Below are 22,813 nucleotides of genomic sequence, written 5' to 3' on the forward strand. Positions count from 1 at the left end.
CGTCCGACGTCAGGGGCTCAGTATGTCCGCGAAGAATCCCAACCGAGGATCGTCCGGTGTGCCGACGAGCAGTGCGCGGTCGAGCAGGATGTTGTTGTGCTCACAGCTCGTCTCGGGGAGCATCGCGCAGGCGTGGCAGGCAGCCAGGTTCGCGCCCGCCGTATGCGCCTCGACGCACAGCGGGTCGGCCGAGCACCAGGTGGCGCGTCGCAGTGCCGAGCGGAGCGCCGCAGCGAGGCGTTCGGGTTCGCCCTGGGCCACCACCCCGCCCAGACTGCCGGCGGAGTCGCTCGTCGCCGTGTAGATGAGGATTCCGGCCATCTCGGCGTCCGTGTACAGGCGCTCGCGAAGGGCTGCGGCAGGGTAACCGGCGTCAAGACTCCACTGGTTGATGAGCACGTGCGCCAAAGTGTGCAGCAGGACCATGCGAGGCGTCGCCGGTGAGGGGGGCGCCTCCGTCGGATCGGTGGCCCGTTCTCTCAGTATGCGGTCGTGGTTGGTTCGCATGCGCTCCACACGGGTAGCCACCGCGACCGATCGAGCCCAGTCGTCGAGCCGGTTCTCGTCGAGGCGTACGAAGACGCCCTCCCCGTGCACCTCCATGGCCGGGAGCCAGTCGGTCGGCGTCAGGGACAGGGCCGCCTCGTGGCCGTCGGAACTGGACTCCGGGTCTGCGATGCGGGTGAACGCCTTGAGCGCGCGTACCTCGCGCAGGCGCTTGACCAGCATCGGCCTCTCCACCCCGAAGGGGGTGAGGACCGCCGGGTCCGTGACAGGCGGCTCGCACACGAACTGCTCGTCGCGCCCTTTGTCCCGCAGAGCGTTGCCGGCGCACAGCCGCTCGTACTCCTGGCGACGCAGCGCCTGGTAGCGGTTCGCCGCGCCCTTGTCCCCGGCGCTGTCCTCGGCCGGGTCCTCCGCCTGCTCGGCCTCCAGCAGCGCCATGACGGCGTCGACCGAGACCGAGTCGTCGTCCGGGAACGCTCCCATCAGGTATATCTCGATCTTCTCGCGGGATGCGAGGGAACGCAGACGCTCCCAGTGACCTGTCAGCTTGTCGACGAGACCGTCGCTCCACGGCGGAATGGACAGCGCGGACTTCAGCACCGGCTGCCAGACCGCCGACGAACCGCGCTGGAGCGTGCGGGGTGCTTGCGTGCAAAACTCGGCGGGCGCGTCCTTGAGCCAGGGCCGTCTGCCCTCGCAGCGCACTCCGAGTTCGGTCAGTGCCGAGCGGCGGAAGGCGCCCTCCATGGACACTTCCGGCACACCGCAGGTGCAGGAGATGAGGATGGAGCGCAGCGAAGCGCTCTGGCCGGAGAATCGCATGCTCATCTCGCCGCCGCAGTGTCCGGTAGTGCCTTCTTCGCGGTTCTTGCGGTGCAGCCACTTCCAGTAGGGGAAGTCGTCGAGGTGCCCGTCCTCGCACGCCATGACGAATCGGGACGGCACGAGCGGCTCGTCGTCACAGTCCGTGCAGACGTTCTTCCCCGGTGGTGGGTTGAAGCCCCTTACGTGCTGGAGCGACTGGCACTTCGGGCACGAGTGCCACAGCGGGAACCGCCGCACGCGCACTCCGTCCGTGCTCGTGTCCTCGGAGGCCGGGGGCAGTCGGAAGTGGCTCACACCCAGGACTCGAGCGAGACGGTGCTCGTGAACGATCGGGGCCTCGTCGAGGGGCCAGCTCCGGTAGGCGTCATCGATGCCGGAAACGATGAACGACTCGTTGTCGACTGCGATCAACGAACCGACCCCGTACGTTGTGATCATCTGGGAGCGGCGGACCGAGCCGCGTCGGGGGAGGGCGAGACGGGGTGCGGCGGAGTTGCCGTCGCTGCTCCGGCGGCGACGCTCGCGTGGCGGGGTCATCGGGAAGCCTCCAGGAAGAGAGCGGACTCGGCGTCGACGTCACGCAGGCTCCACAGGGTGGACCAGGCGTCGTTGCCCTCGGACTCGTCGTCGTACGGCTTGAGCAGAGCGGGGGCCGGATTGCCGCGAACGGGCTCGTACAGCAGGCCGCCGTGGCCGCTCGCCATCTCCGCCCACCATTCGACGAACTCGTCGAATGCGTCGGAGGTGTCCTGCAGTTCGTCGCCGGCGACCTGGGAGACGCGATCCGTCAGCAACGGCTTGATCTCGGCGTACAAGCGATCCATGTACGTGTCGATCCGACCGGCGGCATCGTTCTCCCTGGCCTCCGGGATGAGGATGCGGGCGAGGGCCACTACCACGGCGTGCAGACCGCGGTCGCGGGAGCGAGCGGAGAACGGCGTCACGGACGTCGACTCCACCTCGCGGTAGAGCGCGGAGTGGAAGTGCAGGAAACTCTCGTAGTGCGAACGGTCCCGAGCGCGAGAGGAATTGAGCATCACTGCGACCAGTCCGGGATGCGCGCGGCCCACGCGGCTGGTGGCCTGGATGTACTCGGCCGTGGTCTGGGGCTGGCCCATCACCGCCATCAGGCCGAGGCGGTCCACGTCGACGCCGACAGCGATCATGTTGGTGGCCAGGAGGACGTCACGGACGTCAGGATCCGGGTACCGCTTCTCGATCTCCTTGAGACGGGCGGGGATCAGGCTCGCATCCACCCGACTCGTCAGTTCCGAGTAGCGGTTGGAGACACGAACGTCGGTGCCGTCCCGTTCGGCGAGCAGCCGCAGGTAGTCCTCCACGTCGTCGTTCACCTGAAGCTCGGCGGCCGACAGCAGGCGGAGGCTGTTGAAGTAGCCGACCAACGTCCAGTACGCGTCCCGGACCTCGTCGCTCGTCTCCGCGCGCATGGCCTGGTGAAGCAGGGCCGCGTATGTGCGGATGAGGAGGGTCGACTGGCTGGTCCCGGGGGCGAGCAGCCCTACGTACCGCCGACTGGCCTTGGTCCTGCGGTCGGTCTCCACGGCGAACCAGGAGTCACGCGCGTCCAGACCTGCCGGCGGGAACTGGCGCACGTCCCGGTCGAAGAGGTTGCGTCCCTGGTCGGATGCGCGGCGGATCGTCGCCGTGGAGGCGATCACTTTCGGCCGGTCGGCGAGGGCGTCCACAGCCGTCTCGTACAGGCCGGTCAGGGTGCCCAAAGGCCCGGAGATCAGATGGAGCTCGTCCTGGACGATCAGCTCCGGGGGCGGCGTGGCGTCGCCGGCCCGATTGCGGTTGAAGAGCGCCGCCGTCTGCTTGCGCCACGGCATGGAGGCGAACTTGTCGACCGTGGCGATGACGAGGGTGGGCCGGGCCTCGTAGACGGTCTGGTCCACGAGGTGCACGGGCAGGCCCGAGGAGAAGTCGCAGTCGGTGCCCGGGCAGCGGACGTCCATGCGGACGTCGTCCTCGTCCACCGTGTAGTTGTGGGCGTCCAGCGCCGTGCCGCACCAGGGGCAGGCATGGAGCTGGACCGGATTCTCCTTCTGCAGACTCTGCCCGCCCCGCAGCTTCAGCAGTTTCTCGGAGGCCGTCTTCAGATCGTTCGGCGTCGCCGACTTGCCCACCCACATGCCGATGGAGATGCCCTCGTGGCCCAGGCGCTCGGGGTTCGTCCGGCGCATCGACTCCATCGCGCAGATGAGGATCGTGGCACGCTCGAACTGCTGAAGGGTGAGCAGGCGCAGCGTGTACCGCATGAGCACAGTGACGCCGCCGCCGTGCACGCCTCGGCGCAGTCGCCGCAGGAACGTTGTGAAGGCGATCAGGCCCAGGTAGGCCTCGGTCTTGCCGCCGCCGGTGGGGAACCACAGCAGGTCAGAGATCTTGCGGTCGGGGTGCTTCGGGTCGTCGATGCCGCTCAGACACAGCAGCATGAACGCGATCTGGAACGGTCGCCAGCGCTGGGCAGAAAGATCGGGACCGCCCTGACGCCCGTTCTTCACCCAGGCGCTGCGTGCACGCTGCTCGGCCATCGCCCGGTTGGCCAGCCGGAAGGCCTCCATGACTTCCGGCTTCTCCGCGAGGATGCGGATGCCCTCACGCATCCGACCGAGGGCCTCGCGACAGGCGTCGAGCTGTACGTGCGCGGCCTCCTCGTAGGGGCTTCCGGCGAGCGTGGCCGCCTCGGAGGCCTTCGCGTCGATCCACTGCTCGTAGCCGAGAGCCAGTCCGCGCAACGCAGCGAGCACCTCGGTGTCGGTGCGTTCGGCGAGGCCGAGCATGCCGAGCGCCGTGCTGTCGATCTCCGGGTTGGAGTCGGTCAGCAGCACCTCGTACGTGGGCAGGAACTCGGAGCGGATCTCGCGGATCGCGGCCCGCTCTATTTCGGTCAGACCGACCGGCGGGGGAGCCCAGTCCCAGTGGGCGGAGCAGCCGTGCCCCACGGCGAAGGTGGGAGCGTGGCGGTACAGCAGGCGGCTCGCGGCCAGCTCCGGGTCGGTGGCGGACGCACCGGGGGAGCGGTCGACGAAGGCGGAAGCGCCGTTGGCCGCCCGGACCCGGAGAGCGGGCTGAAACAGGGCGAACGCGTCCTGGAGTTCTTGTTCGCCCACGACCTGTGCGTTGATCAACGTCACGGTGACAGTGACGGTACCGGAGGCCCTGTCCACCGGTCGGACGAGGATGTGCAGCTTCACCTCACCCGGTACGAGATCGTCCACCCTCACCTCGGGTCGGGTCACGTCGATCGTCGTGTCGGGCAGCTCCAGCTCCCGTCGTCGCCAGTGCTCGCGCTGATCGACCGTGGTCCGGGCCTCCGCGCGCCGTGCGGACACCGGCCGGCCATCGGCGTCGACGGCGTCGTACACGGCGGCACGCGCGGAGATCACGATCTCGGAGCTGATCTCGGGAGCCACGGCGAACGTGAGGCCCATCGTCGAGGGGCGACGGTCTCCGGACACCGGAGGCTCGAAGGCGGCGCCGCTGTCCTCCGAACTGTCGTTGCCGACCACAGGGGGCTCATCCAGGCCCTCCTGCTCGGTGGCATCCTCCTTCTGGCGCAGACGAGCCTCGCTGTTGGCGGCCTGAGGGAAAAGCACTCCGACCGGGTAGCGGGTGACCGGGGCATCCTGAGTGAGGATATCGACCGGGTCGTCCCCCGCCTCGACGTCCGGCCCGAGAAGCTCCCGGCGCAGCCGCGCCACCAGTTCCTCACGGACCCGGTAGTGCTCGGCGTGCGGGCTGGTCCCCTGCGTCATGCCTGCTCCTCCCCGGCGCGCTCGCCGCGTCGATGCCTTCCGATTCCGGTGATGCGAGGGGCGATCCACACCCCGTGGCCGCCGAGCCCCGCGTTGGAGCCGGCCGCCGTACTGCCCGCGACCGTCTCCAGCGTGTCCATCCGCAGGCCGACGATCTCCGTGGGCCAGGTGACGTCCCACGAACGCGAGATCATCTCCACCGCGTGCAGGTCCCGGCGGAAGCGCTCCGAGGCCTCGCCGATGATCCGGTCGCGATGGATCAGGTCGTACGGCGGGCTCTGATCGGGACCCGCGGGGAGCGCATGGCGCATACGAAGGGTCACCGGGTCACCCCGACGAACCTGCTCGAGCAGATAGGCCTGCGTCTCGACGGCGGACAGGGACGCGTCGTACGTCCCGGGAGGCTGCTCGCGGTGGACGTCTCCCGACACGACCTGGATGCCGTAGCGCTCGTGCTTCCTCCAACCACCGAGATACCAGCGGCCGGTGGGGCGATGACGTCGTATGCGGGAGGTGTCCGGCCCGGTCACGTGGTACAGGTCCTCGCGGGCCCGAGTCATGGCGACGTAGAGAGCCCGTGCCTCGGCGGGCACGTCGAGGCCGTCGTGCGCCTTGCGCAGCTCGGCGACGGACGGGGGCGACAGAAGCACCACCCGGTCGTACTCCAGGCCTTTGGCCCGGTGCACCGTCGAGACGACCAAACGAGCAGATTCCGGGTCGGCCAGCTCATCGGGGAACCGCCCCTGGGCCACCAGACGCCCCACGGCGGCGACATCGACGAGCCCGCGACCCGTGCGACGGGTCGCGGCACGCAACGAGCGCCAGCACCGCTGCGGATCCACGCCGGCAGGCAGCGGGATCCCTGCGAGCAGCTCCAGGAACCGGGCCTCCGTGAGCGTCGAGGACTCGGCTCTGCGCAGGAGTTCGGCGACCCAGTACGGCACGGCCCGGTCCTGCAGCGAACGTTTCAGCGCATGCTCGACCCCGTGCTCGTGGAGGAGCTCGGAGACGGCGAGCGCCTGGCGGTTGTCGCGGGTCAGGATTGCGCAGGTGCCGGGGTACGCCTTCAACGTGTTCAGCGTGAACTCGTCGGCCAGGTCACCGAGGCCCGGCAGGTCGAGCAGCCTGTCCCGCAGCTCGGCATGGAGCGTCGCGGCTGCGGCCTCCTGACTCTCCCTGGTACCCGCGAGGTCTTGCAAACGGGCACCGAGGGCGAGGGCGGTGCGCGCCTCGTCGCTCCGCGCTCGGAAGTTCTCGGTCAGCCGGAGCTCGACGAGGTCGTCGTACGAAGTCCTCAGCCAGGCGAAGAACCTGTCCGTCTCCCCCGCTCGTTCCGCCGGGTTGTCGATCTGGAAGCCGTAGATGCCCTGAGCGGAGTCACCGACCACGGTGAATCCGCACGAACGCTGGAAACGGTCGAGCAGGGTCTCCACCAGGTCCCGACGGTCGCCCACCAGATCCTGCGCCTCGTCGATCACCACGTGCGAGGGGGAACCCAGCTCACCCGCTTCCACCGCACCCTTCGTGATCGCGTCCGCAGCCGCGCGGATGCGCTCGTCGAAACTGCGGGCCGCCCACTCCTCGTCCGGGTACGCAGTCACGAGCAACTGGTAGGCCCACGAGTCGAAGGTCTGGACGCGCACCCTGCGGGCCCGGTCGCCGTGTCGGGCGATCCGGTCCCGCAACTCACGGACGGCGGCGCGGGAGAAGCTCAGAACGAGGATCTCACCGGCCTCCAGTGCCTCCTCGGGATCCTCGTGCCCCACCAGGGCGTCGAGGCGTCGCACCACCGTATGGGTCTTGCCGGAGCCGGCTCCCGCGGTGACGAGGAGGCGGCTGTCCCAAGGGAGATCGACGACGGCCCGCTGCTCGTCGGTGAGTGGAGGACTGTCGCCGTAGGGGTCGATCACTTGCTGCTCCACAGGTGCTCGAACTGGGTGAAGGCCAGGGCGGTGTCGAAGTTCCGCACGTTGTCCCTGACATTGAGGATCAGGCAGGTCTCCTTGCCCCCGTTGAGGGGGCCGCGCAGGCCGCGCCCGATCATCTGCTGGTACACGTTGGGGCTGTACACCGGGCGTGCGACGACCACGGCCCGGGTGGCGGGGGCGTCGAAACCCTGCGTGAGGACGCCGTAGTTGGTGAGCACGCGGATGCGGCCGGCCCGGAAGTCGTCGATGCGCCTGCGGCGATCGTTGGCGGACGTGGTGGCGTCGACCGCGGAGGCGGTGATGTTCCGATCACGAAGCTTCGCCGCCAGGTACTTGGCGTGATCGACGGAGGTGGCGAAGACCAGCACGGGCCAGTCCTCGGGCATGTCCGAGATCTCGGCCAGGATGCGGGCATTGCGGTCGTGGTCGTCGGCCAGCCGCTGCTCGGCCGCCCTGGACAGGATGCTCAACTGTTCGGCCCGCTGTTTCTCCTCGGGCTTCAGGGTGATCGTGCCTCCTTGCAGGATGCGATGCTCGACCTGTGCCAGCATCCCGAGACGCTGCAGCTCGGCGTACGCATCCCCGTTCCGGAAGACGCCTTCGTCCAGACGCCGGCCGCCGAAACGGTTGATCAAGCGGCGCGTCTCGTCCTGGTTGGTGTTGCGGAACGGCGTCGCGGTGAGCCCGAGGAGGTGGCGGTCGGTGCGGGAGGCCGTCAGCCCCAAGTGCGCAAGGATCTGGGTGTAGCGGGGCGTGATGGCGGTGTGCGCCTCGTCGACGATGACGAGAGCGGCGTTCCGCAGCCATGCGTAGGCGTCCGCGGCGAGACAGTTCGGCTGCTGGAGCTTGGCGTCCGTGGCGACGACCAGCTGCGGTCGATCCACGACGGGGCCTGCCTCGTTCGTCGACCACAGCCGGTTGATCGCGAGCGGCATCTCGGCACCGACCTTCTCCCAGACGAACTTCCAGCTCTGCACCGCCTGCTCGCACAGTTCCTCGGTCTGGGCGATCCAGAGGATCGGCCCGTCGAGCCGTCCCACCTGCTTCACCCAACGGATCACCGCCTCGGCCGTGACGCGCGTCTTTCCCGCGCCGGTCGGCAGGGACAGCATGCCGCGCTGCGGCACGATACGGTCCAACATCGAAAAGACGTTGGCGGCCAGCCGCTCCTGGTAGTCGTGCAGCCGGGGAAAGTGCAGAGGTCCGTCCACGTCGATCCGCGGCTCCAACGACGGCGCTCTGAACCCGGCGAAGGCGTCCGGGAAGCGGAGGTCCGCCACGAACGCCACCGCCGTCGAGGCACCCGTGAAGGACGCAGGGGCGTGGCTCGGGTAGAGGTTCTGCAGGTCACGGGCGTGCACCTGCAGAATGCTGTCCCCATGCGCGTTGAACGCCATCTGCGCGATGCGATAGTCGTCGGGTTCCGCTCCGCCGTTCTCCGCGCGCTCACCGTCCATGAGGCCCGCAGGCAGACGGTCCCGCAGGGCCTCGGCCCCCAGCAGCAGCAGGAGCTTGGCCACTACGTCGTCGGCCTCCCGTACGGCCTTGAGCGCGTTCTTGACCTTCTGGTCCTGCTCCTGACGCTGCTGCGCCTCCAACACCTGCCGGCAACCGGATGCACCCATGCGCCAGCGAAGCTCGCGGTCCACGGCCATGAGGGCGTCGAGAGAGGAGGCCGGTTCAAGAACGAGGATCGTGGCCCCTTGAAGGCTGCTGTTCAGCGTCCGGGGGCGCATGCCGTTCGGGGTGCGCGTGACCTCCTCGAGGACCTTGCACCGCTGCAGCATGTACTGGTCGACCTGCGAACCGCGCAGTTGCCGGAGCGCGGGGTAGGCTTCCTTGAGCGGAACGGCCTCGCCGGCCGGCTCGTACCGGGTCTCCCGGCTGATCACATCGGCGTAGGGCAGCATCCCCCACTGCTTGACGAGCAGCGCGGCGTCCTCGGCGGACGTGGTCAGCAGAGCAGGCAGTCGCTCGGACCGCAACGCCCGGTACTCCTCCTGTGAGGAGGCAACGGCGATCTCTCCATCGGGGCGGCTGCCCCACTCGTCCCCGATCCGACACCTGGTGAGGGTGTCGTCGGGGAAGGGCACCTCCAGACGGGTCAGAAGCACGTACGTGTTGCCGACGAAGACGTCGTCCTCGCTTCGCTGGAGCTTTTCCCGGAGCTGTGCCCAGAAGGAGTCGGGCACGTCTTCGACGCTGGCCGCGAGACGAAGCTTGCGGGCCTTCTCCGCACTGATCTGCGCAACCGGCAGCACGTCGCTGTACGCGGCGAGCTGGGGGCCGACGGCCTCGGTGACAGGACGGACCCCCTGCGAGGTCCTGACGAAACCGTGCCGCTTGAGCATCCAACGCATCGGCGAGGCCACGGCCCGACGGGTCCCGACCTGCGCTCCGACCTGGAGCGTCCAGTTGTCGACAAGGGCGTCCTCGGGCAGGACCGCGAGGAAGTTGGCTCGGGCCTCTTCCGAGAGTGCGGGCAGCAGGTGCAGCGGCCCGCCGATCGCCGCTCCCTCCAGCTTGATCTTGGCAAGCGTCGGGCGGGACGCCTGGTCGGGCAGCGTCGCGCAGTACTGCTTGTGAGCGACCTCGCGGTACTGCTGGAACCACGGCTCCTGCTCGGGACGGTATCCACCCGTGGGCCGGTCGCGCAGGCCCACCTCGCGGAAGAAAGCCATGTCGTCGGAGTGGAACCGGGTGTCCACGGAGATCGTGGGGTCGGACTCCGGCGTCACGACCGGGCCGGGCAGCAGACAGTCCCGTATCGGTCGGAAGCGCCCGTCCGAGGTGCGCGCGTACAGCATCGAGAGCGGGTCCGGCACCCGTCGGACCACCTCGTGCGACAGCTGGCCGCTGCCGGCCTGGTGGAACAGTTCCCAGAACCGGGTCCATTCTTGTGGGCCGTACGACGTGAACCCCTGCTCGAGGACACTGATGAAGCGACCTCGGACGTCTGCCTCGCGGATGCCGAGCACGGCGAGGGCGCCGGCGAGCGAGGGGTCGGTCGACAGAGCGGTGTCGACGTAGACCAGGGACTCGCGCAGCCCGTCCTGGTCGGTGCGGCGGAACACCTTGCCGACGACCGGGGCGACCATCCCGTGCTCCTCGGTGAGCACGATCCGCGCGGCCCGGGCCTGGTCCGCGTAGGGGGAGGCCGACTGGATCATGTCGGCGACGATACGGACAGCGGCCGCGGACGCCTCTGCTGTGCCGTCGACGACCAAAGCCTCCAACCACTCCCGTACCGAGGCGCGTTCCCGCTTGGACGCCTTGAGGATGTGTTCGACCTTGCCGGAGCGCAGGTCGGTGGCCTCCACCGACGGGTGCAGCCAGTTCGTGGGCCGGCCCGGGCAGGAGTTCCACAGGGTCAGCCAGCGGACCAGCGACTTGTTGTCCTTGCCGAGCGACGGGTGGATGTTCAGATCGCGAGGCACCTGAAGCCGGCCGTCCTGGTCCGGCAGCGACGGTCGGTGAGCGGTGGCCTCCCAGATCTTCTCCGTGAGGTAACGGTCGGCCCAACTGACCGTCTCGGACTCCCGTGAGCGCCCGGGAAGGAGCGGAAGGTATGCGGCCGGGTCCTCGATGGGAGCCAGCTCGGGCAGCGACTCGACCACCAGTCGGGCGGCGATCCGGATCATCTCCTGGTTGAAGGGCGAGGAGTCCAGCAGATTCTGCCGGTCCTCGTTGGTCTTCCAGGACCCGTTGAGGATTCCACTGAGCGTCATCTCGTACTTGGTCGGGAAGAACGACCAGAACCTGCCACGCCCCTTGGGGGACGACTTGAGTCCGGTGGCCGCGTCCTCCTCGTACTCGGGGACGGCCCACGAGATGTCGAGGGAGACACGGTCGTGGAGCTCGCCCGCGCTGGAACGGGCGACGGACGTCGGCTCGTGTGTGAGAGTGAACACCCGCCACCGGCTGGCAGAAGGGTGCCGACCGGGGCGCTCCTCGCGGACGGTGTGCAGGTGCCGGTCACGTTCGACGGTGAGGGTTCGGCGTACGACGGGGCGCGGACGGCGGTCCTCCAGAATCACCTTGGCCACGTGAGGCGAGAAGAGCTGGAACCCGAGGGGGAACTCCTCACGGCCACCGGCCGAAGCCCCTCCGTGCATGTCCTGGCCGAGTCGCTCCGCGGCCCCGTCCAGCAGCGGAAGACGGACGACGGTGGTGGCCCAGCTCAGCAGTTCGTCCAGTACCGGGTCGTCGGCCCGCTCCGCTGCGTCGTCGAGGCGACGGGCCATGCGCAACACGGGAGCCTCGAACTCCTCGCCAAGACGCGCCGTGACCCCCGGAACGGAACGGATCTGAGCGTAGGCCCACTCGCGGTCGAAGCCGAAGGAGCCGGTACTGCTGAAGAACTGCGGGGCGTCGGTCACGACGAGCACGGATTTGACACCGACGCCGAAACGGCCGATCTGTCCACCGCGCTTTCGCGACATGCTCATCCGGAGAATCGTCTCTGCGCCCTCGGGGGTGACGGGATCTCCCTCGTTCGCGCAGTAGAGATGGTTTTCCGTGAGAACGACGTGGATGGTGCCACCTGGCTCTGCGGCGATTTCGTCGGCGGCGTTCTGGACGAGCTCGAAGAGTTGCCGGTCACCGTATCCGCCTTGGGTGATGCGTCTTTCTCCGTTCGCGTGCTCCGGAATGAGACCGGGATCGACGGCGTACGTCTGGAGGACGCGGGAGGACTGGTCGATCACGGTCTTGAGCACGGGGGTCAGTTCGAGAGACACAGGACTCCGATCCTGGAACAACGACCTGATGGGAAGGGTACGGAGGACCGCACGAGTCAGGTGACGTCAGATGCTGACGCCACATCAGTCACCTTGCGTTATAGGGGTGATGACTGGGACGCACTCGAAGGGGCGGTGGTTCCGGAGGTGTGGAATGCGCAGAGAAAGTGGATGCTCTTCTCGCTGGGAGCATGACAAGGATTCAACGTGGCCTGCGCTTTCCGGGTCGACGGTCGACAGAAATGACGACAAAGGGGCCGGTGGGCGAACTCGGGTGCGCGAAAAGCGGTCCGCACACCGCGCTTGTGATGCCGCCGAAAAGGGCTGTACAGAGGAAGACGGCACACTTCTACCAGGGCGTCGGAGAAATGTTTCTCCCGCGGGTGGGGCCGCTGAAGGAAGAACGTACTCGGTCCCGTAGAGAGTCCGCAAGAGGGTTGGAAGGGGGCTTTGAGGCGGCGAAAAAGGTGCATTCGGTGACAAGTTGGGCATAGCTCGCCGGGGAACCTCTCCGGGAGGTCCGGAATCTCTGTCAAAGGTTGTTTGACAGAAGGTGCACTGTCAAAGGGGCGGGTAGGGTGGCGGTGCTGTCCCACGCAAGAGGACCAGGACCCTGAGAGCAGGTGACCGTGGAAGCAGGCGAGGACTTCGGTCCATGGCTGGCACGGCAGTTGAAGCTCGCCGACATGACCCAGACCGAGCTGGCCCAGGCGGTGGAGGTGACGCGCGCGGCCGTCTCGGCGTGGATCACCGGGCGGGCGGCACCGCGTCCCGAGACGATCGAACGCATCGCCCGGGCCCTGAACACCGACCTGGCCACGGTGCACACTCGCACCACCGACACCCAGGCCGGCCTACCCGTCACCTGGTATCACCGGCCCGGCTATTCCGACGGCGGCCGTGACGGCGGCAATGCCGCGGCCTTCGCCTTCGACGCGGACGTCCAGGTCCTCGCCCGGGAGACCTGTCAGAACAGCCTCGACGAGCGGTTGACGGAGAACGGCCGCCCGGTCCGCGTGCGGTACACCATCCACGAGCTCACCGGCGAGAAGCTGGAAGCCTTCCGCAAGGCCATCCTCTGGGACGAACTCCACCCGCACTACATGGCGGTCTCGGAGTCCGCTTCCCATCAGAAGGTCGGACGGGTCGTGGACGCCGGTGTCCGTGACATGTTCGAGAAGGGCCGGTTGGTCCTCCTGCGCATCGACGACTACAACGCCTCCGGTCTCACCGGCGACGACTACGACGACGGCAAGTTCGCCGCCGTCGTCCGTCGCCAGCTGGAGAGCCTCAAATCAGGGCGGGACGCGGGTGGTTCCTACGGCCTCGGCAAGGCGACGCTCTGGGCGACGAGTGCCCTCGGCATGGTGCTGATCAACTCGACTCTCTCCGTTCCTCACGAGGGCCGAACCGAGCGCCGTGTCATCGGACGGCTGGAGCTGCCCTGGCGTTCCGTCGGCGACTGCGCGTACGCGGGTCCCGCCTGGCTCGGGCGCCCCGACCCCGACAGGCCCGGTGCCGAGGTGGTTCGTTCCTGGTGGGCCGACGAGGAGACGGTCGAGAACCTGTACCTCACCCGTGACAGCGACGATCCCGGCACTTCCTTCCTCATCGTCGGTGCCCATGACGTGGCCAGCCTCGACCAGGGCGGTTCGAGCCCCGACATGGACGAGGAGAGCGGGGGCGAGGACGACGGGACCCGTGACATCGAAGCCATGCACCGACGACTGGTCGAGGCACTGGGGCGGAACTTCTGGGCGGCGATGACGGGTGGTGGAGGCCGGCTTCCCCTCCTGGAGACCTCGGTACGCACTCTTCGCAACGGTGAGATCGTCGTCGAGGAGCAGAAGGTCGACCCCACCGACGAACAACCCTCTCGGACCAGGGCGTTGCGTGCCTTCTACGACGGGACGACCGTGGACCGGCTCACCGAGGTCGGTCAAGTCGCGCTGCGCACGGTCCCGCTCCGGCTTCCTCTCTCGGGCGGACGCCGTGGCACGCTCGGTACGCACCCAGCGGTGCTTCTGGTCACGACTGCCGAGGACAGGGACGGCGTCCCGAACCAGGTCCACTCGCTGCGTGGCAACCGCATGACCATCAAGAAGTCGGGCGTCGCCGGCCTCCCGCTGGGCGTCAACGCCTTCCAGGCCGTTCTTCTGACGGGACATGCGGCTGGAGAGTCGGCTCCCTTCGCCGAGGAAGCCGAGGAGTTCCTACGCGCTGCCGAGCCGCCCGAGCACGACAACTGGGGGCAGACCGAGGAGTTGACCCTCCGCTGGTCGCACACCGCGCACCATCGCATCAAGCGGTTGACCACCGAGGTCAACGCAGCTGTGAAGGAACTGGTCTCCCGGCCGAGGCGTTCCAGTGGTGAGGGTGGCACGAAACTGCGGAAGGCGCTCACCGTTCAGCGCAGGACCGGCCCCAAGCGTGGTTCGGGCGCGGCGCTCCCGGAGTTGGACGGACTCGACGCCTCGATCGGCGCGCGTGGGGAGTGGCAGATCACCGCGGAGGTGAAGCTGCCTCGTGGCGACGAACTGCCGACCATGACACCGGTGGTCCTGCTCGACGTGCGTTCCGGCAGTCGCCCCAAGCTCGATTGGGCGGAGCTCGTCGCCGTCGAGGGCTGTGAGGTCGAGGACGGGGCACTGCGCTTCACGCCTGGCGCCCGTCGTGCCGTCTTCAGGGGTTCGACCGACGTGAGCGGCCATCCGGTTCGTACCGCGCTCACCCGGCTCGTCCTCGAACTGCGTGCCGGCAAGGGGGAGTGAGGCGTGAAGTTCTACCCGTACAAAAGGCTGAACCGCCCGATCGCCCTACGGGTGACCTCGGCTTCCCTCAAGCTGCCCGACGGTTCCCGAGACCACCTGGACACCTCGGCGTTCTCCACACAGCAGCGGGCCGTGGCCCTGGGTGTGGCGCAGCACGAGGATTGGGTGTCGGCCAGGATCGGCCTGTCCGCCACTTTGCCGCCCGGCGCCACCGCTCCCGACGCCCCGTGGAGCGAACTGCGCGTCCTGGCGGTGCTCGCCGACGGTGAGACCAACGTGCGTACCTCCGTCGAACTGAGGCAGGACGCCCCGGGGAGCAAGGAGTGGTCCGGAGCCATCGAAATGTTCCGGGACGATCACGTGGGCCGTGCGGGTCTTGCGGTACATGCTGTCGCCACGGTCGACGGTGTACCTGGTCGAGCGATCGCCGAGACCGATGAGGACTGGACCGTCGATGTGGCCGCCGAGGAGCCGCTCGGTGGTCTGCGTCTGGACGTGAAGCAGATGAGTTTCTCGAAGAGCGCACGAGACTGGCTGAACGCCTACTCCGACGCGCCCTGGATCGTGGATGCCTCGGGTCGGCTACCGACAGTGCTGGTCAACACCGACATCGAGGGATTCTCCGATCTCCTCGGTGGTGAGAGCGGAGGCATCGAGAGCAAGGTCCACGAGATGCTGGTCTCCCAGATGGCCACCGATGTCTGGACCGCCGTGTTCCACAGCTCCGTGGGCGACCTGGAGACCGAACCCGATGGCTCGCCGGTCTTCCCCACCGACTGGCAGGGCGAGGTACTCCGGGAGATGCTCCCCGATGTGGTGCCGGGCGTCCACGTGGAGGAAGCGCTCCGCCAGGTACACCGCCGCCGCACCGGGGACGCGGGGTGGGTGGAACTGCAGACGCGCATCCACTATGCGGCCGTGCGTCGCGCAGGAGCGAGCAAGGCGCTCGCCAATGCCCTGCGCGGACTCCAGCAGATGAACCGAGGGGACAGAGCGTGATCGAGAAGCCGCACCATCTTCCTCAGCGCCTCGGTCTGTTGTCCGCTGCGGCGGCAGACCCCTTCCTCACCGAGGACCTGCTCAAGGGGACTCAGGGCCACAGCGGCGTTGATCTCGCCAAGGTCGTCGAACCCCTGCCGGAGGACGACCCCCGATGGGAGGTCGAGCCGCTCCGGGAACTCGTGGAGGACGCGATGCACGAATTCCGGGACAGTCGGACCCAGGCCGATGCCTGGCTGGCCCCACGACTGCACGCCGCCTTGCGGATCACTCGGCGGGAGGCCGCGGACCGACGAATCTGGAACCATCTCGCGTTGGCCGTCGCTCCGGATTACGTGGCGTGGCGGCATCTGTCGACGCCGGCCTCGGAGCAGAGCGAGTCGCGTATCAACCCCGCCCGCTTCAAGGGGGCGCCCGATCGCCAGTGCTTCTCGCGCTTGTGGTGGGCGGCGGAGATGTTCCGCAACGGCAAGGACTATTCCCCGGTCGTGGCGGCCTGCTCCAGCCAGGAGCTGATCCACTCCGCGCTGAAACGGGATCTGATCGACCATCGTCCCACTGCCCAGGCCCTGGTCCGACTGCTGAGTGGTGGGATCGCCACCACAGGCCGTGAGATCGAGGGCCTCATGACGGCGATCAACGCCGCTGGCGCGACCCTCGTCTACGACGTGCTGGCTCCGGACGAGCCCCGCGATCCCGAGGCGCTGCGGCAGTGGGTGGCGGAGGCCGAGTCCGCGCCACCGGTGCCGAGACGCTCTCTGCCGGCGGGGCCCGACGAGGAGCCCGTCCCGGAGGTCTCGGTGGCCGCACTCACCGACTTCTTCGCCGATTTGTTCGAGACGGCCCCGGTCAGAGGCCGGACACTGCAGGACTGAGGGCGGTGGTCAACTGTCCTTGGGTGCATGCCTCTTCAGGTCGCGGTGGTCGCAGATCTCCACGGGCTTCTCGGGCTTCCACGCCTCCAGGGCCGCGGCGGCCTGCTTCAACCTGCTCTTGGCCTCGTCGCTGCTCAGTTCGGGCTCGAGGACGTGCCGCAGCACATGCAGGGCAAGCCTGGGCGGCACGGCGTTGCCGATCTGCTGCGACACGTCGTTGCCCCTCCACGGGTACGCGACCGGGAACGACTGGAGCACCCCTGCCTCGGCAGCGCTGAAGCGATTGAAGTCGGCGAGGTCCGTGTCGGTGCCCTTGTGGACAACGCGATTGCGCGACACCTTCCCGGTGATCGTGGCGGAAGGGGCGTCATGGTCACGTCGGCCGCGCGCCTCAGGGACGCCGCCGGTCCCGTAGTTCGAGACAACGGTGAAAGCGGGGCGCTTGGGTAGATCCCGCTTGATGCCCCGCGCCCTTTTGAGCGCCTTCTCCATGGAGATCCAGCTCTCCTTCGCAGTCTCCAGCGGGAGCATGTCCGCGCGACTCGCCTTCGACGATCGGGTGGCGGAGCCACCCGGGTGGTAGCGCTCATGTGTCTCCTCCACTTCCGGGAGGTGACCGGGACGGACTCCGCTCTGGAGGGCGGCTCGATCGAGACGAGCCATCAGCACCGCGCGCCGTCGTGTCTGTGGTACGCCGAATGCCTCAGTGTGCATCAGCTGTGTCGCGGTCCGATAGCCAAGGGTGGTGAGGACCTTGGCGTACTCCGTCCACACCGGCATCACCGCGGGCACCTGTTCGAGGATGACGGCATCGTAGGGCTTCAGGCCGGGGCGCCGGCTCCGCTCGATGACCCACCACAGGGGTTGCAGAACCAACCCCGTCCGCTCGTCACCCAGGTCCTCGAGCTTGTCCTTCAACTTGTCGAGCTCGTCGCTCAGGTCGCTGAACTCCGTGAGCAGGCCCTTGAGCGTGTCATCCGTGATGTCGAGGGTCTGCGGCGCCTTGAGCTTCTTCAAGAACTGCTTGACCTCCTCCGCAGAGGTCCCCGACTCCTCCAGCCTCTGCTTCATGGCCTTGCGCCTCGTGGCCCTGAACTCCTCGAGCTTGCGCTTCTCGGCCCTGACCTCCCTGGCCTCGAGCTCTCTGATCCGGAGTTCCTCGGAGATCGTCCTCCAGGTGCGGAAGATCTGAGCCCAGTCCCGGGCGTTGTCAGGGTGTACGGCCTCGTGCAGCCGCTCGATGTACTGGATCACCTTGTCCAGCGCCCTGCGGCCTGCCCCGTGGCCGGCCACGGTGAAAGTCTGGCAAGGAGGTCCACCGGTCAGCACCTGGGCGTCGGGGAAAAAGGCCGCTCGGTAACGGCGGACGTCGCCCTGGAAAGTGTGCATGCCCGCCTTGCTGCGGGTGGCGCACGCCCCTGGATCCCATTCGATGCCGGTCACCTGGTAACCCAGAACCTTCGCGGCCACATCCAGTCCACCCGGCCCCGCGAAGAGATCAATGATCGCTAGGGGTTTGTCCTGGTTTACGTCCGGATGAGGTGCTGGGGTCATGAGGTGGAAGTGTAGCCGGCGATACGGGGAGGCCACCGCCCTACCTCACGCTCGGTCGAAGGGCCGCAACAACGGTTCCCACCTGGCAATTCTTTGTTCACGAGCGAAGTGCCTCGGCGACAGCCCTGCCGAGGGCTTCGCCCACGGGCGGAGGAGAGGCGTGACCGACCTGACGGTATCGGGCCGTCTTCTTCCCGGTGATCTCCCAGTCGGCGGAGAAACCCTGGAGAAGAGCCGTCTGCTCCACGGTGAGTCGTAGCATGCCTTCCCGGCCGAGTTCAGGCGCCCACACGAAGTCTCGTCCCGGGATCTCGTCGCCCAGTGAGTGGGCGTTCACCCCCAGCTTCTCCCATTTCCTTTTGGCTCCGGAAGGTCCCAGGTCCGCCCCACCGCGATTCTTCGATCCGCCGACCAGCGTCGGAGCCACGGTGGCCGCCTGGGCCGCCCAGCGGTCGGCGTCCCGCCAACCACGCGACCGCATGGAATCCCCCAGAGCCTCGCCGACCGACACGTGGTCCGTTGCAGTGGGGGTCGGCGGCCGAAAGGCCGAGAACCACTCCTTCTTGATGGCGATCAGAACGCCCTGCTTGCGATCCTGCGGCACACCGAAGTCGGCGGCATTGAGGACAAAAGCGCTGAACTGATATCCCAGGTGCTCCAGTTCTGCACGGGCGAACTCGCGGAAGTCTCGGAACTTGTCGCTGTGGGCCAGCGTGGGCACGTTCTCCACGAGGAGTGCCCGTGGTCCGATGGCATGGGCGAGGTAGACGGCGGCCTTCAGCAGCCGCTCCTCGTTCCCGGATTCGACCCGGACGGTCGTCGCGTTCGACTTCACGCGCGGTAGGCCGGCAGACAACAGATCCACGTCATAGCTCTCGGGATGTTCGCTCGGATCGAAGTCCAGAAGGTCCGCCTGGAGCACGTTCCAGTACGGCCGGTTGGCCCGCAGGGTGCGGCAGGCGTCGACGTCCTCGTCGAGCAGCAGTCTCGGCTCGAAGCCGGCCCGCTCCAGACCCAGAGCGAGTCCACCTGCCCCCGAGCACACATCGACAAAGGTCAGCCCGCTCAACGATTCGTCCCCCGTCCCCGTTGGGCCCTCCGCCGATCGACCGCTGAGGCGATGCGCAGGGCCACGTCCTCCGGAGCTTCATGCTCCCAGAACCGCAGCACTTCCCACCCGGCGGCCATGAGATGTTCGGTGGTCTCCACATCACGTGCCATGTTGCGGTCCAGTTTCTGCCGCCACCACTCTGCGTTCGACTTCGGCTGCGTGGCGTGCTCGGGGCATCCGTGCCAGAAGCACCCGTCGATCAGGACGGCCACTTTGACCGAGGTGAAGGCCACGTCGATCCTGCGCCGGGCCAGGCCGGGCACCGGGTACTCGACGCGGTAGCGCAGCCCTGCCGCGTGCAGCAGGCGCCTGACCGTCAGCTCCGCGGCGGTGTTCTTGCTGGCTTGCCGGCTCATGCGTGCCGAGACGGCAGGCGACGACGGCTTCATCGTGCTCAACGCGGCTGTGCCTCACGATTATGGCTTGGTCCTGACGGCAGCCGAGTCCGTGTCGATCGAGCCGTCGGACCACGGCTGTCGTGTCGATTCCATCACGGGGCCGGGCGCCCACGCACCACGTTCGGCGGCCGGGCCCACGGCGATGCGGACGTTCTTCTCCATCGTGATGGCGAACTGCCGGTCGAGCTCAGCCCTCAGGACCGCCGTGGCAGTCTGCGTACCCGCTCCCCGACCCACACCAACACCCCGCCCCCCGCTGCGGCGGCCAAGCCACCGCCCTCCCCCGCGCAGCCAGCGTCGTCGCGTACTGCGGCAGCAGCGTCGCGTCCCCCGGTGAAGCTCCCTCCGACGCCGCGAACGCCTCGTACGACGGGACCGTGCCCGTGACGATGCCGAGGTTCGCGGTGCCGGAGGCCGCCAGCTCGCGCAGGGAGGACTCTATGGTCGACAAGTGGTCGGTGTGGGACGGGTACTCCGACGACAGGGTGGGGTACGCCGAGAGGAGTTCCGTGAGTTCCGGGGCGGGCCAGTGGAGGACCGCCACCGGGAAGGGGCGGGAGAGGGCCTCTCGGTAGGCGCCCAGTTCGGCGCGGAGGCGGGAGATCTCCGCCGCCAGTTCCGCCGGGTTGTCCGAGCCGAGGGACCATACGCGTTTGGGGTCGTGGAGTTCGTCCAGGGAGACGGGGGACGTGTGCAGGGTGTCCGCGAGGGTGTCCCGGTCGTCGTGTGGCAGGCCCAGCATGCGGCGGACGCGGTGGCGGCCGTAGAGGAGGGGGTGGGTGGCGGGAGGGGGTTCCTCCGACGCGTCCGGCAGCAGGAGGTCGGCGGCCTCGCTGAACGTCTTCGCCGCTGCCTCCAGCTCGTCGTGGGCCTCCAGGGCCTCCGCCACGATCACCCACGCGGCCGGGTCCCGGGGCGCCGTCGCGCGGATGCCCTCGATGATCGCTCTCGCCTCGGCCTCGTGACCGTACTCCCACAGGTTCGACGCCTTCAGGGCGCGCACCAGGGCGGGGTTGTCCAGCCCGTCGGCGGACGACAGCAGGCGGTCGTAGAGCGTGGTCGCCGCGGGGCGGTCGCCGGACAGCTCCAGGTGGGCCGCCGCCCGCAGGAGGAGGGTCTCGGCGTCCTCGGGATACAGGCCGGCGGTCCGCTCCAGGCGTGCCGCTTCGGCGGTGTGGTCGACGTTCTCGGCAGGCGTGTCGGGGCGCATGGGGGACACCGTACTGCCGGGACGTGACAAAAGTGAGGCGTGGAGGCCTGCCGGGGAGGGGGCCCGTCCCGGCGGTACGTATATCTGGATATCTTCTGTGCCGACGTCTACACGCGGAGTCGGCATGCAGAACACGGGTGCGCTGCTCGGGGACGGTCGTCCGGCCGGCGTCGGGGACGGGGCGGACGACCCGGCAGCGAGGGCGGACGACCCGGCACCGCCCCGGTACTGGCCGGTCCTGCTTCTCGGCGCCGCCGTCGTACCCGGCACCCTCCTCTTCCTCCTCGGGCGCTGGGGCGACGCCCCGGCCGTGCAGGCCTGGCGGACCGTGTGCCTGGCCGTCACCGTGCAGGCCCTGCCGTTCCTGCTGCTCGGCACGGCCCTGTCCGGCGCGATCAACGCCTTCGTGCCGGAGGGAGTGTTCAACCGGATCCTGCCCCGGCGGCCCGCGCTCGCCGTACCCGTGGCCGGGGTCGCGGGGGTCGTCCTGCCGGGCTGCGAGTGCGCCTCCGTGCCGGTCGCCGGCAGTCTCATCGGCCGCGGGGTCACCCCGGCCGCCGCCTTCGCGTTCCTGCTCTCCGCGCCCGCCATCAACCCGGTCGTGCTCACCGCCACCGCCATCGCGTTCCCCGGGAACCCCGCCATGGTGCTCGCCCGGCTGCTCGCCTCCCTCGCCACCGCCGTCGTCATGGGGTGGCTGTGGCTCCGGTTCGGGCGGGCCGAGTGGCTGCGGCCCGTCGTACGGCACACCGGGCATCAGCACGGGCACAGCCGGTGGGACGAGTTCCGCCGCGGGTTCCAGCACGACTTCCTGCACGCCGGCGGGTTCCTGGTGCTCGGCGCCGTGGCCGCGGCCACCTTCAACGTGGCCGTCCCGCGCTCCGTGCTCGACACCTTCGCCGCCGCGCCCTGGCTGTCGGTGCTCTTCCTGGCCGCGCTGGCCGTGCTGCTCGCGGTGTGCTCCGAGGCCGACGCCTTCCTGGCCGCCTCGCTGACCGGGTTCCCGCCGGTCGCGCGGCTGGCGTTCATGGTGGTGGGGCCCATGGTCGACCTGAAGCTCATCGCCCTGCAGGCGGGGACCTTCGGGCGGGCCTTCGCGGTACGGTTCTCCGCCGCGACCGTCGTCGTCGCCGTCACGTGCAGCGTGCTGATCGGAGGGGTGCTGCTGTGAGCCGGTCTGCGAAAGGGTCTGTGAAACGGTCACTTCAGGCGGGGCTGCTCGCCCTCTGCGGGCTCGGGCTGCTGCACGTCTCCCTCTTCACCGACCTCTGCCTGCGCTACGTCAAGGAGGGCATGCGGCTCCCGCTCATCGCCTCCGGGGCCGTCCTGCTCCTGCTGGGGATCGCGAGCGCCGCCCTCGACAGAGGCGACGCCGGCACCGGTCATGGACACGACCACGCCGGCCTGCCGCGCGTCTCCTGGCTGCTGCTCCTGCCCGCCCTCAGCCTGCTCTTCTACGCCCCGCCCGCCCTCGGCGCCTACACCGCCGCCCGGCAGCCGGCGAAGACCGTCACCCATGACAGCGACTTCGATCCGCTGCCCGCCACCTCGCCCCTGCCCATGACCCTCTCCGACTTCACCAGCCGGGTGCGGGAGGACCGCGGGCAGGCCGTCGAGGGGCGCACGATCCGGATGACCGGGTTCGTCACGCCCCTCTCCGGCACCCGGGGAGGCGGCTGGGAGCTGACCCGGATCATCCTCAACTGCTGCGCCGCGGACGCCCAGTCGGTCAAGGTGCGGATCTACGGCGGCCCAAAGCTGCCCGCCGACACCTGGGTGACGGTCACGGGGACCTGGCACCCCGGCGGACGGCTCGGCACCCGGTCCGCGCCGGTCGCGCTGGACGCCCGCACGGTCACCGAGGTCCCCCGGCCGTCGAACGGCTACCAGGACGCCCTGCCCCTGCAGTGACCGTCACGCGATGACGCTCACGCGGTGACGCCGTCGATCTGGAGCGTCTGCACCGCCGACTTGGCCGCGAAGGGCACGGACACCGACGTGCCGTTCAGGTAGGTGCCCGAGCGGGCCGCATAGCGGTCGCCGCCCGTCGTGACCGTGTTCCAGCGGGGGACCAGGCCGCCCGGGCCGGCGCGCTGCCGAGGACGCCGCCGCCCGCG

General features: G+C 68.8%; 14 protein-coding genes and 1 pseudogene. 6 read left to right on the top strand and 9 right to left on the bottom strand.

Features of this window, described 5'->3' with window-relative positions; translation table 11 throughout:
- Window positions 1–9: 9 nt before the first annotated feature.
- From AB0L21_RS04325 to AB0L21_RS04340, 4 genes are read right to left on the bottom strand one after another with little or no spacing between them, the layout of a single operon-like run.
- Window positions 10–1,869, bottom strand: coding sequence for a DUF1998 domain-containing protein (locus tag AB0L21_RS04325; RefSeq protein ID WP_365782136.1), 1,860 nt, complete (start codon window positions 1,867–1,869; stop codon window positions 10–12).
- Entirely contained in the window at window positions 1,866–5,111 is a 3,246-nt protein-coding gene (locus AB0L21_RS04330; protein WP_365703399.1) for a helicase-related protein, read from the bottom strand. The genes AB0L21_RS04325 and AB0L21_RS04330 overlap by 4 nt, the downstream gene beginning before the upstream one ends.
- Entirely contained in the window at window positions 5,108–7,021 is a 1,914-nt protein-coding gene (locus tag AB0L21_RS04335; protein WP_365782138.1) for a UvrD-helicase domain-containing protein, read from the bottom strand. Before AB0L21_RS04335 ends, AB0L21_RS04330 begins: the two co-directional genes overlap by 4 nt.
- Window positions 7,018–11,481: a DEAD/DEAH box helicase family protein gene (locus tag AB0L21_RS04340; RefSeq protein WP_365782338.1), complete on the bottom strand. Its 4,464-nt coding sequence runs from the start codon at window positions 11,479–11,481 to the stop codon at window positions 7,018–7,020. Before AB0L21_RS04340 ends, AB0L21_RS04335 begins: the two co-directional genes overlap by 4 nt.
- 66 nt (window positions 11,482–11,547) lie before the next feature.
- On the opposite strand from AB0L21_RS04340, the gene AB0L21_RS04345 reads away from it, so the two are divergent.
- The 4 genes from AB0L21_RS04345 (at window position 11,548) to AB0L21_RS04360 (ending at window position 16,423) form a co-directional block, all read left to right on the top strand.
- Entirely contained in the window at window positions 11,548–11,973 is a 426-nt protein-coding gene (locus AB0L21_RS04345; RefSeq protein WP_365703395.1) for a hypothetical protein, read from the top strand.
- Between the two features lie 434 nt (window positions 11,974–12,407).
- Window positions 12,408–14,549, top strand: a complete 2,142-nt coding sequence (locus AB0L21_RS04350) for a helix-turn-helix transcriptional regulator (RefSeq protein ID WP_365782340.1) — start codon at window positions 12,408–12,410, stop codon at window positions 14,547–14,549.
- 3 nt (window positions 14,550–14,552) lie between these two features.
- A complete protein-coding gene (locus AB0L21_RS04355) occupies window positions 14,553–15,548 on the top strand; it encodes a hypothetical protein (RefSeq protein ID WP_365782140.1) in 996 nt (331 codons plus the stop codon).
- Window positions 15,545–16,423 carry a DUF6339 family protein gene (locus tag AB0L21_RS04360; protein WP_365703391.1) on the top strand — a complete coding sequence of 293 codons (879 nt, stop codon included), beginning with the start codon at window positions 15,545–15,547 and terminating at the stop codon, window positions 16,421–16,423. Before AB0L21_RS04355 ends, AB0L21_RS04360 begins: the two co-directional genes overlap by 4 nt.
- 9 nt (window positions 16,424–16,432) lie before the next feature.
- Here the strand turns inward: AB0L21_RS04360 and AB0L21_RS04365 are convergent, their stop codons facing one another.
- The 4 genes from AB0L21_RS04365 to AB0L21_RS04380 all read right to left on the bottom strand — a co-directional run bounded on the left by AB0L21_RS04365 (window position 16,433) and on the right by AB0L21_RS04380 (window position 20,696).
- A complete protein-coding gene (locus tag AB0L21_RS04365; protein WP_365782142.1) occupies window positions 16,433–17,977 on the bottom strand; it encodes a DNA cytosine methyltransferase in 1,545 nt (514 codons plus the stop codon).
- 97 nt (window positions 17,978–18,074) lie between these two features.
- Complete coding sequence (locus AB0L21_RS04370) at window positions 18,075–19,046, bottom strand: DNA cytosine methyltransferase (protein ID WP_365782144.1); 972 nt, start codon at window positions 19,044–19,046, stop codon at window positions 18,075–18,077.
- The gene (locus AB0L21_RS04375) at window positions 19,043–19,444 is read right to left on the bottom strand and encodes a very short patch repair endonuclease (RefSeq protein WP_365703582.1); all 402 of its coding nucleotides are present in this window, start codon (window positions 19,442–19,444) and stop codon (window positions 19,043–19,045) included. Before AB0L21_RS04375 ends, AB0L21_RS04370 begins: the two co-directional genes overlap by 4 nt.
- 229 nt (window positions 19,445–19,673) lie before the next feature.
- A complete protein-coding gene (locus AB0L21_RS04380) occupies window positions 19,674–20,696 on the bottom strand; it encodes a hypothetical protein (RefSeq protein WP_365782146.1) in 1,023 nt (340 codons plus the stop codon).
- Window positions 20,697–20,820: 124 nt separating this feature from the next.
- On the opposite strand from AB0L21_RS04380, the gene AB0L21_RS04385 reads away from it, so the two are divergent.
- Complete coding sequence (locus AB0L21_RS04385) at window positions 20,821–21,867, top strand: permease (RefSeq protein WP_365782148.1); 1,047 nt, start codon at window positions 20,821–20,823, stop codon at window positions 21,865–21,867.
- A 20-nt stretch (window positions 21,868–21,887) separates the two neighbouring features.
- Window positions 21,888–22,607: a TIGR03943 family protein gene (locus AB0L21_RS04390; RefSeq protein ID WP_365782150.1), complete on the top strand. Its 720-nt coding sequence runs from the start codon at window positions 21,888–21,890 to the stop codon at window positions 22,605–22,607.
- 17 nt (window positions 22,608–22,624) lie between these two features.
- Here the strand turns inward: AB0L21_RS04390 and AB0L21_RS04395 are convergent.
- Window positions 22,625–22,783 (bottom strand): annotated as a pseudogene (locus tag AB0L21_RS04395) (beta-1,6-galactanase); the annotation flags it as partial.
- Window positions 22,784–22,813: the final 30 nt, after the last annotated feature.

The organism is Streptomyces sp. NPDC052721 (assembly GCF_040678315.1).
Taxonomy (GTDB): Bacteria; Actinomycetota; Actinomycetes; order Streptomycetales; family Streptomycetaceae; genus Streptomyces.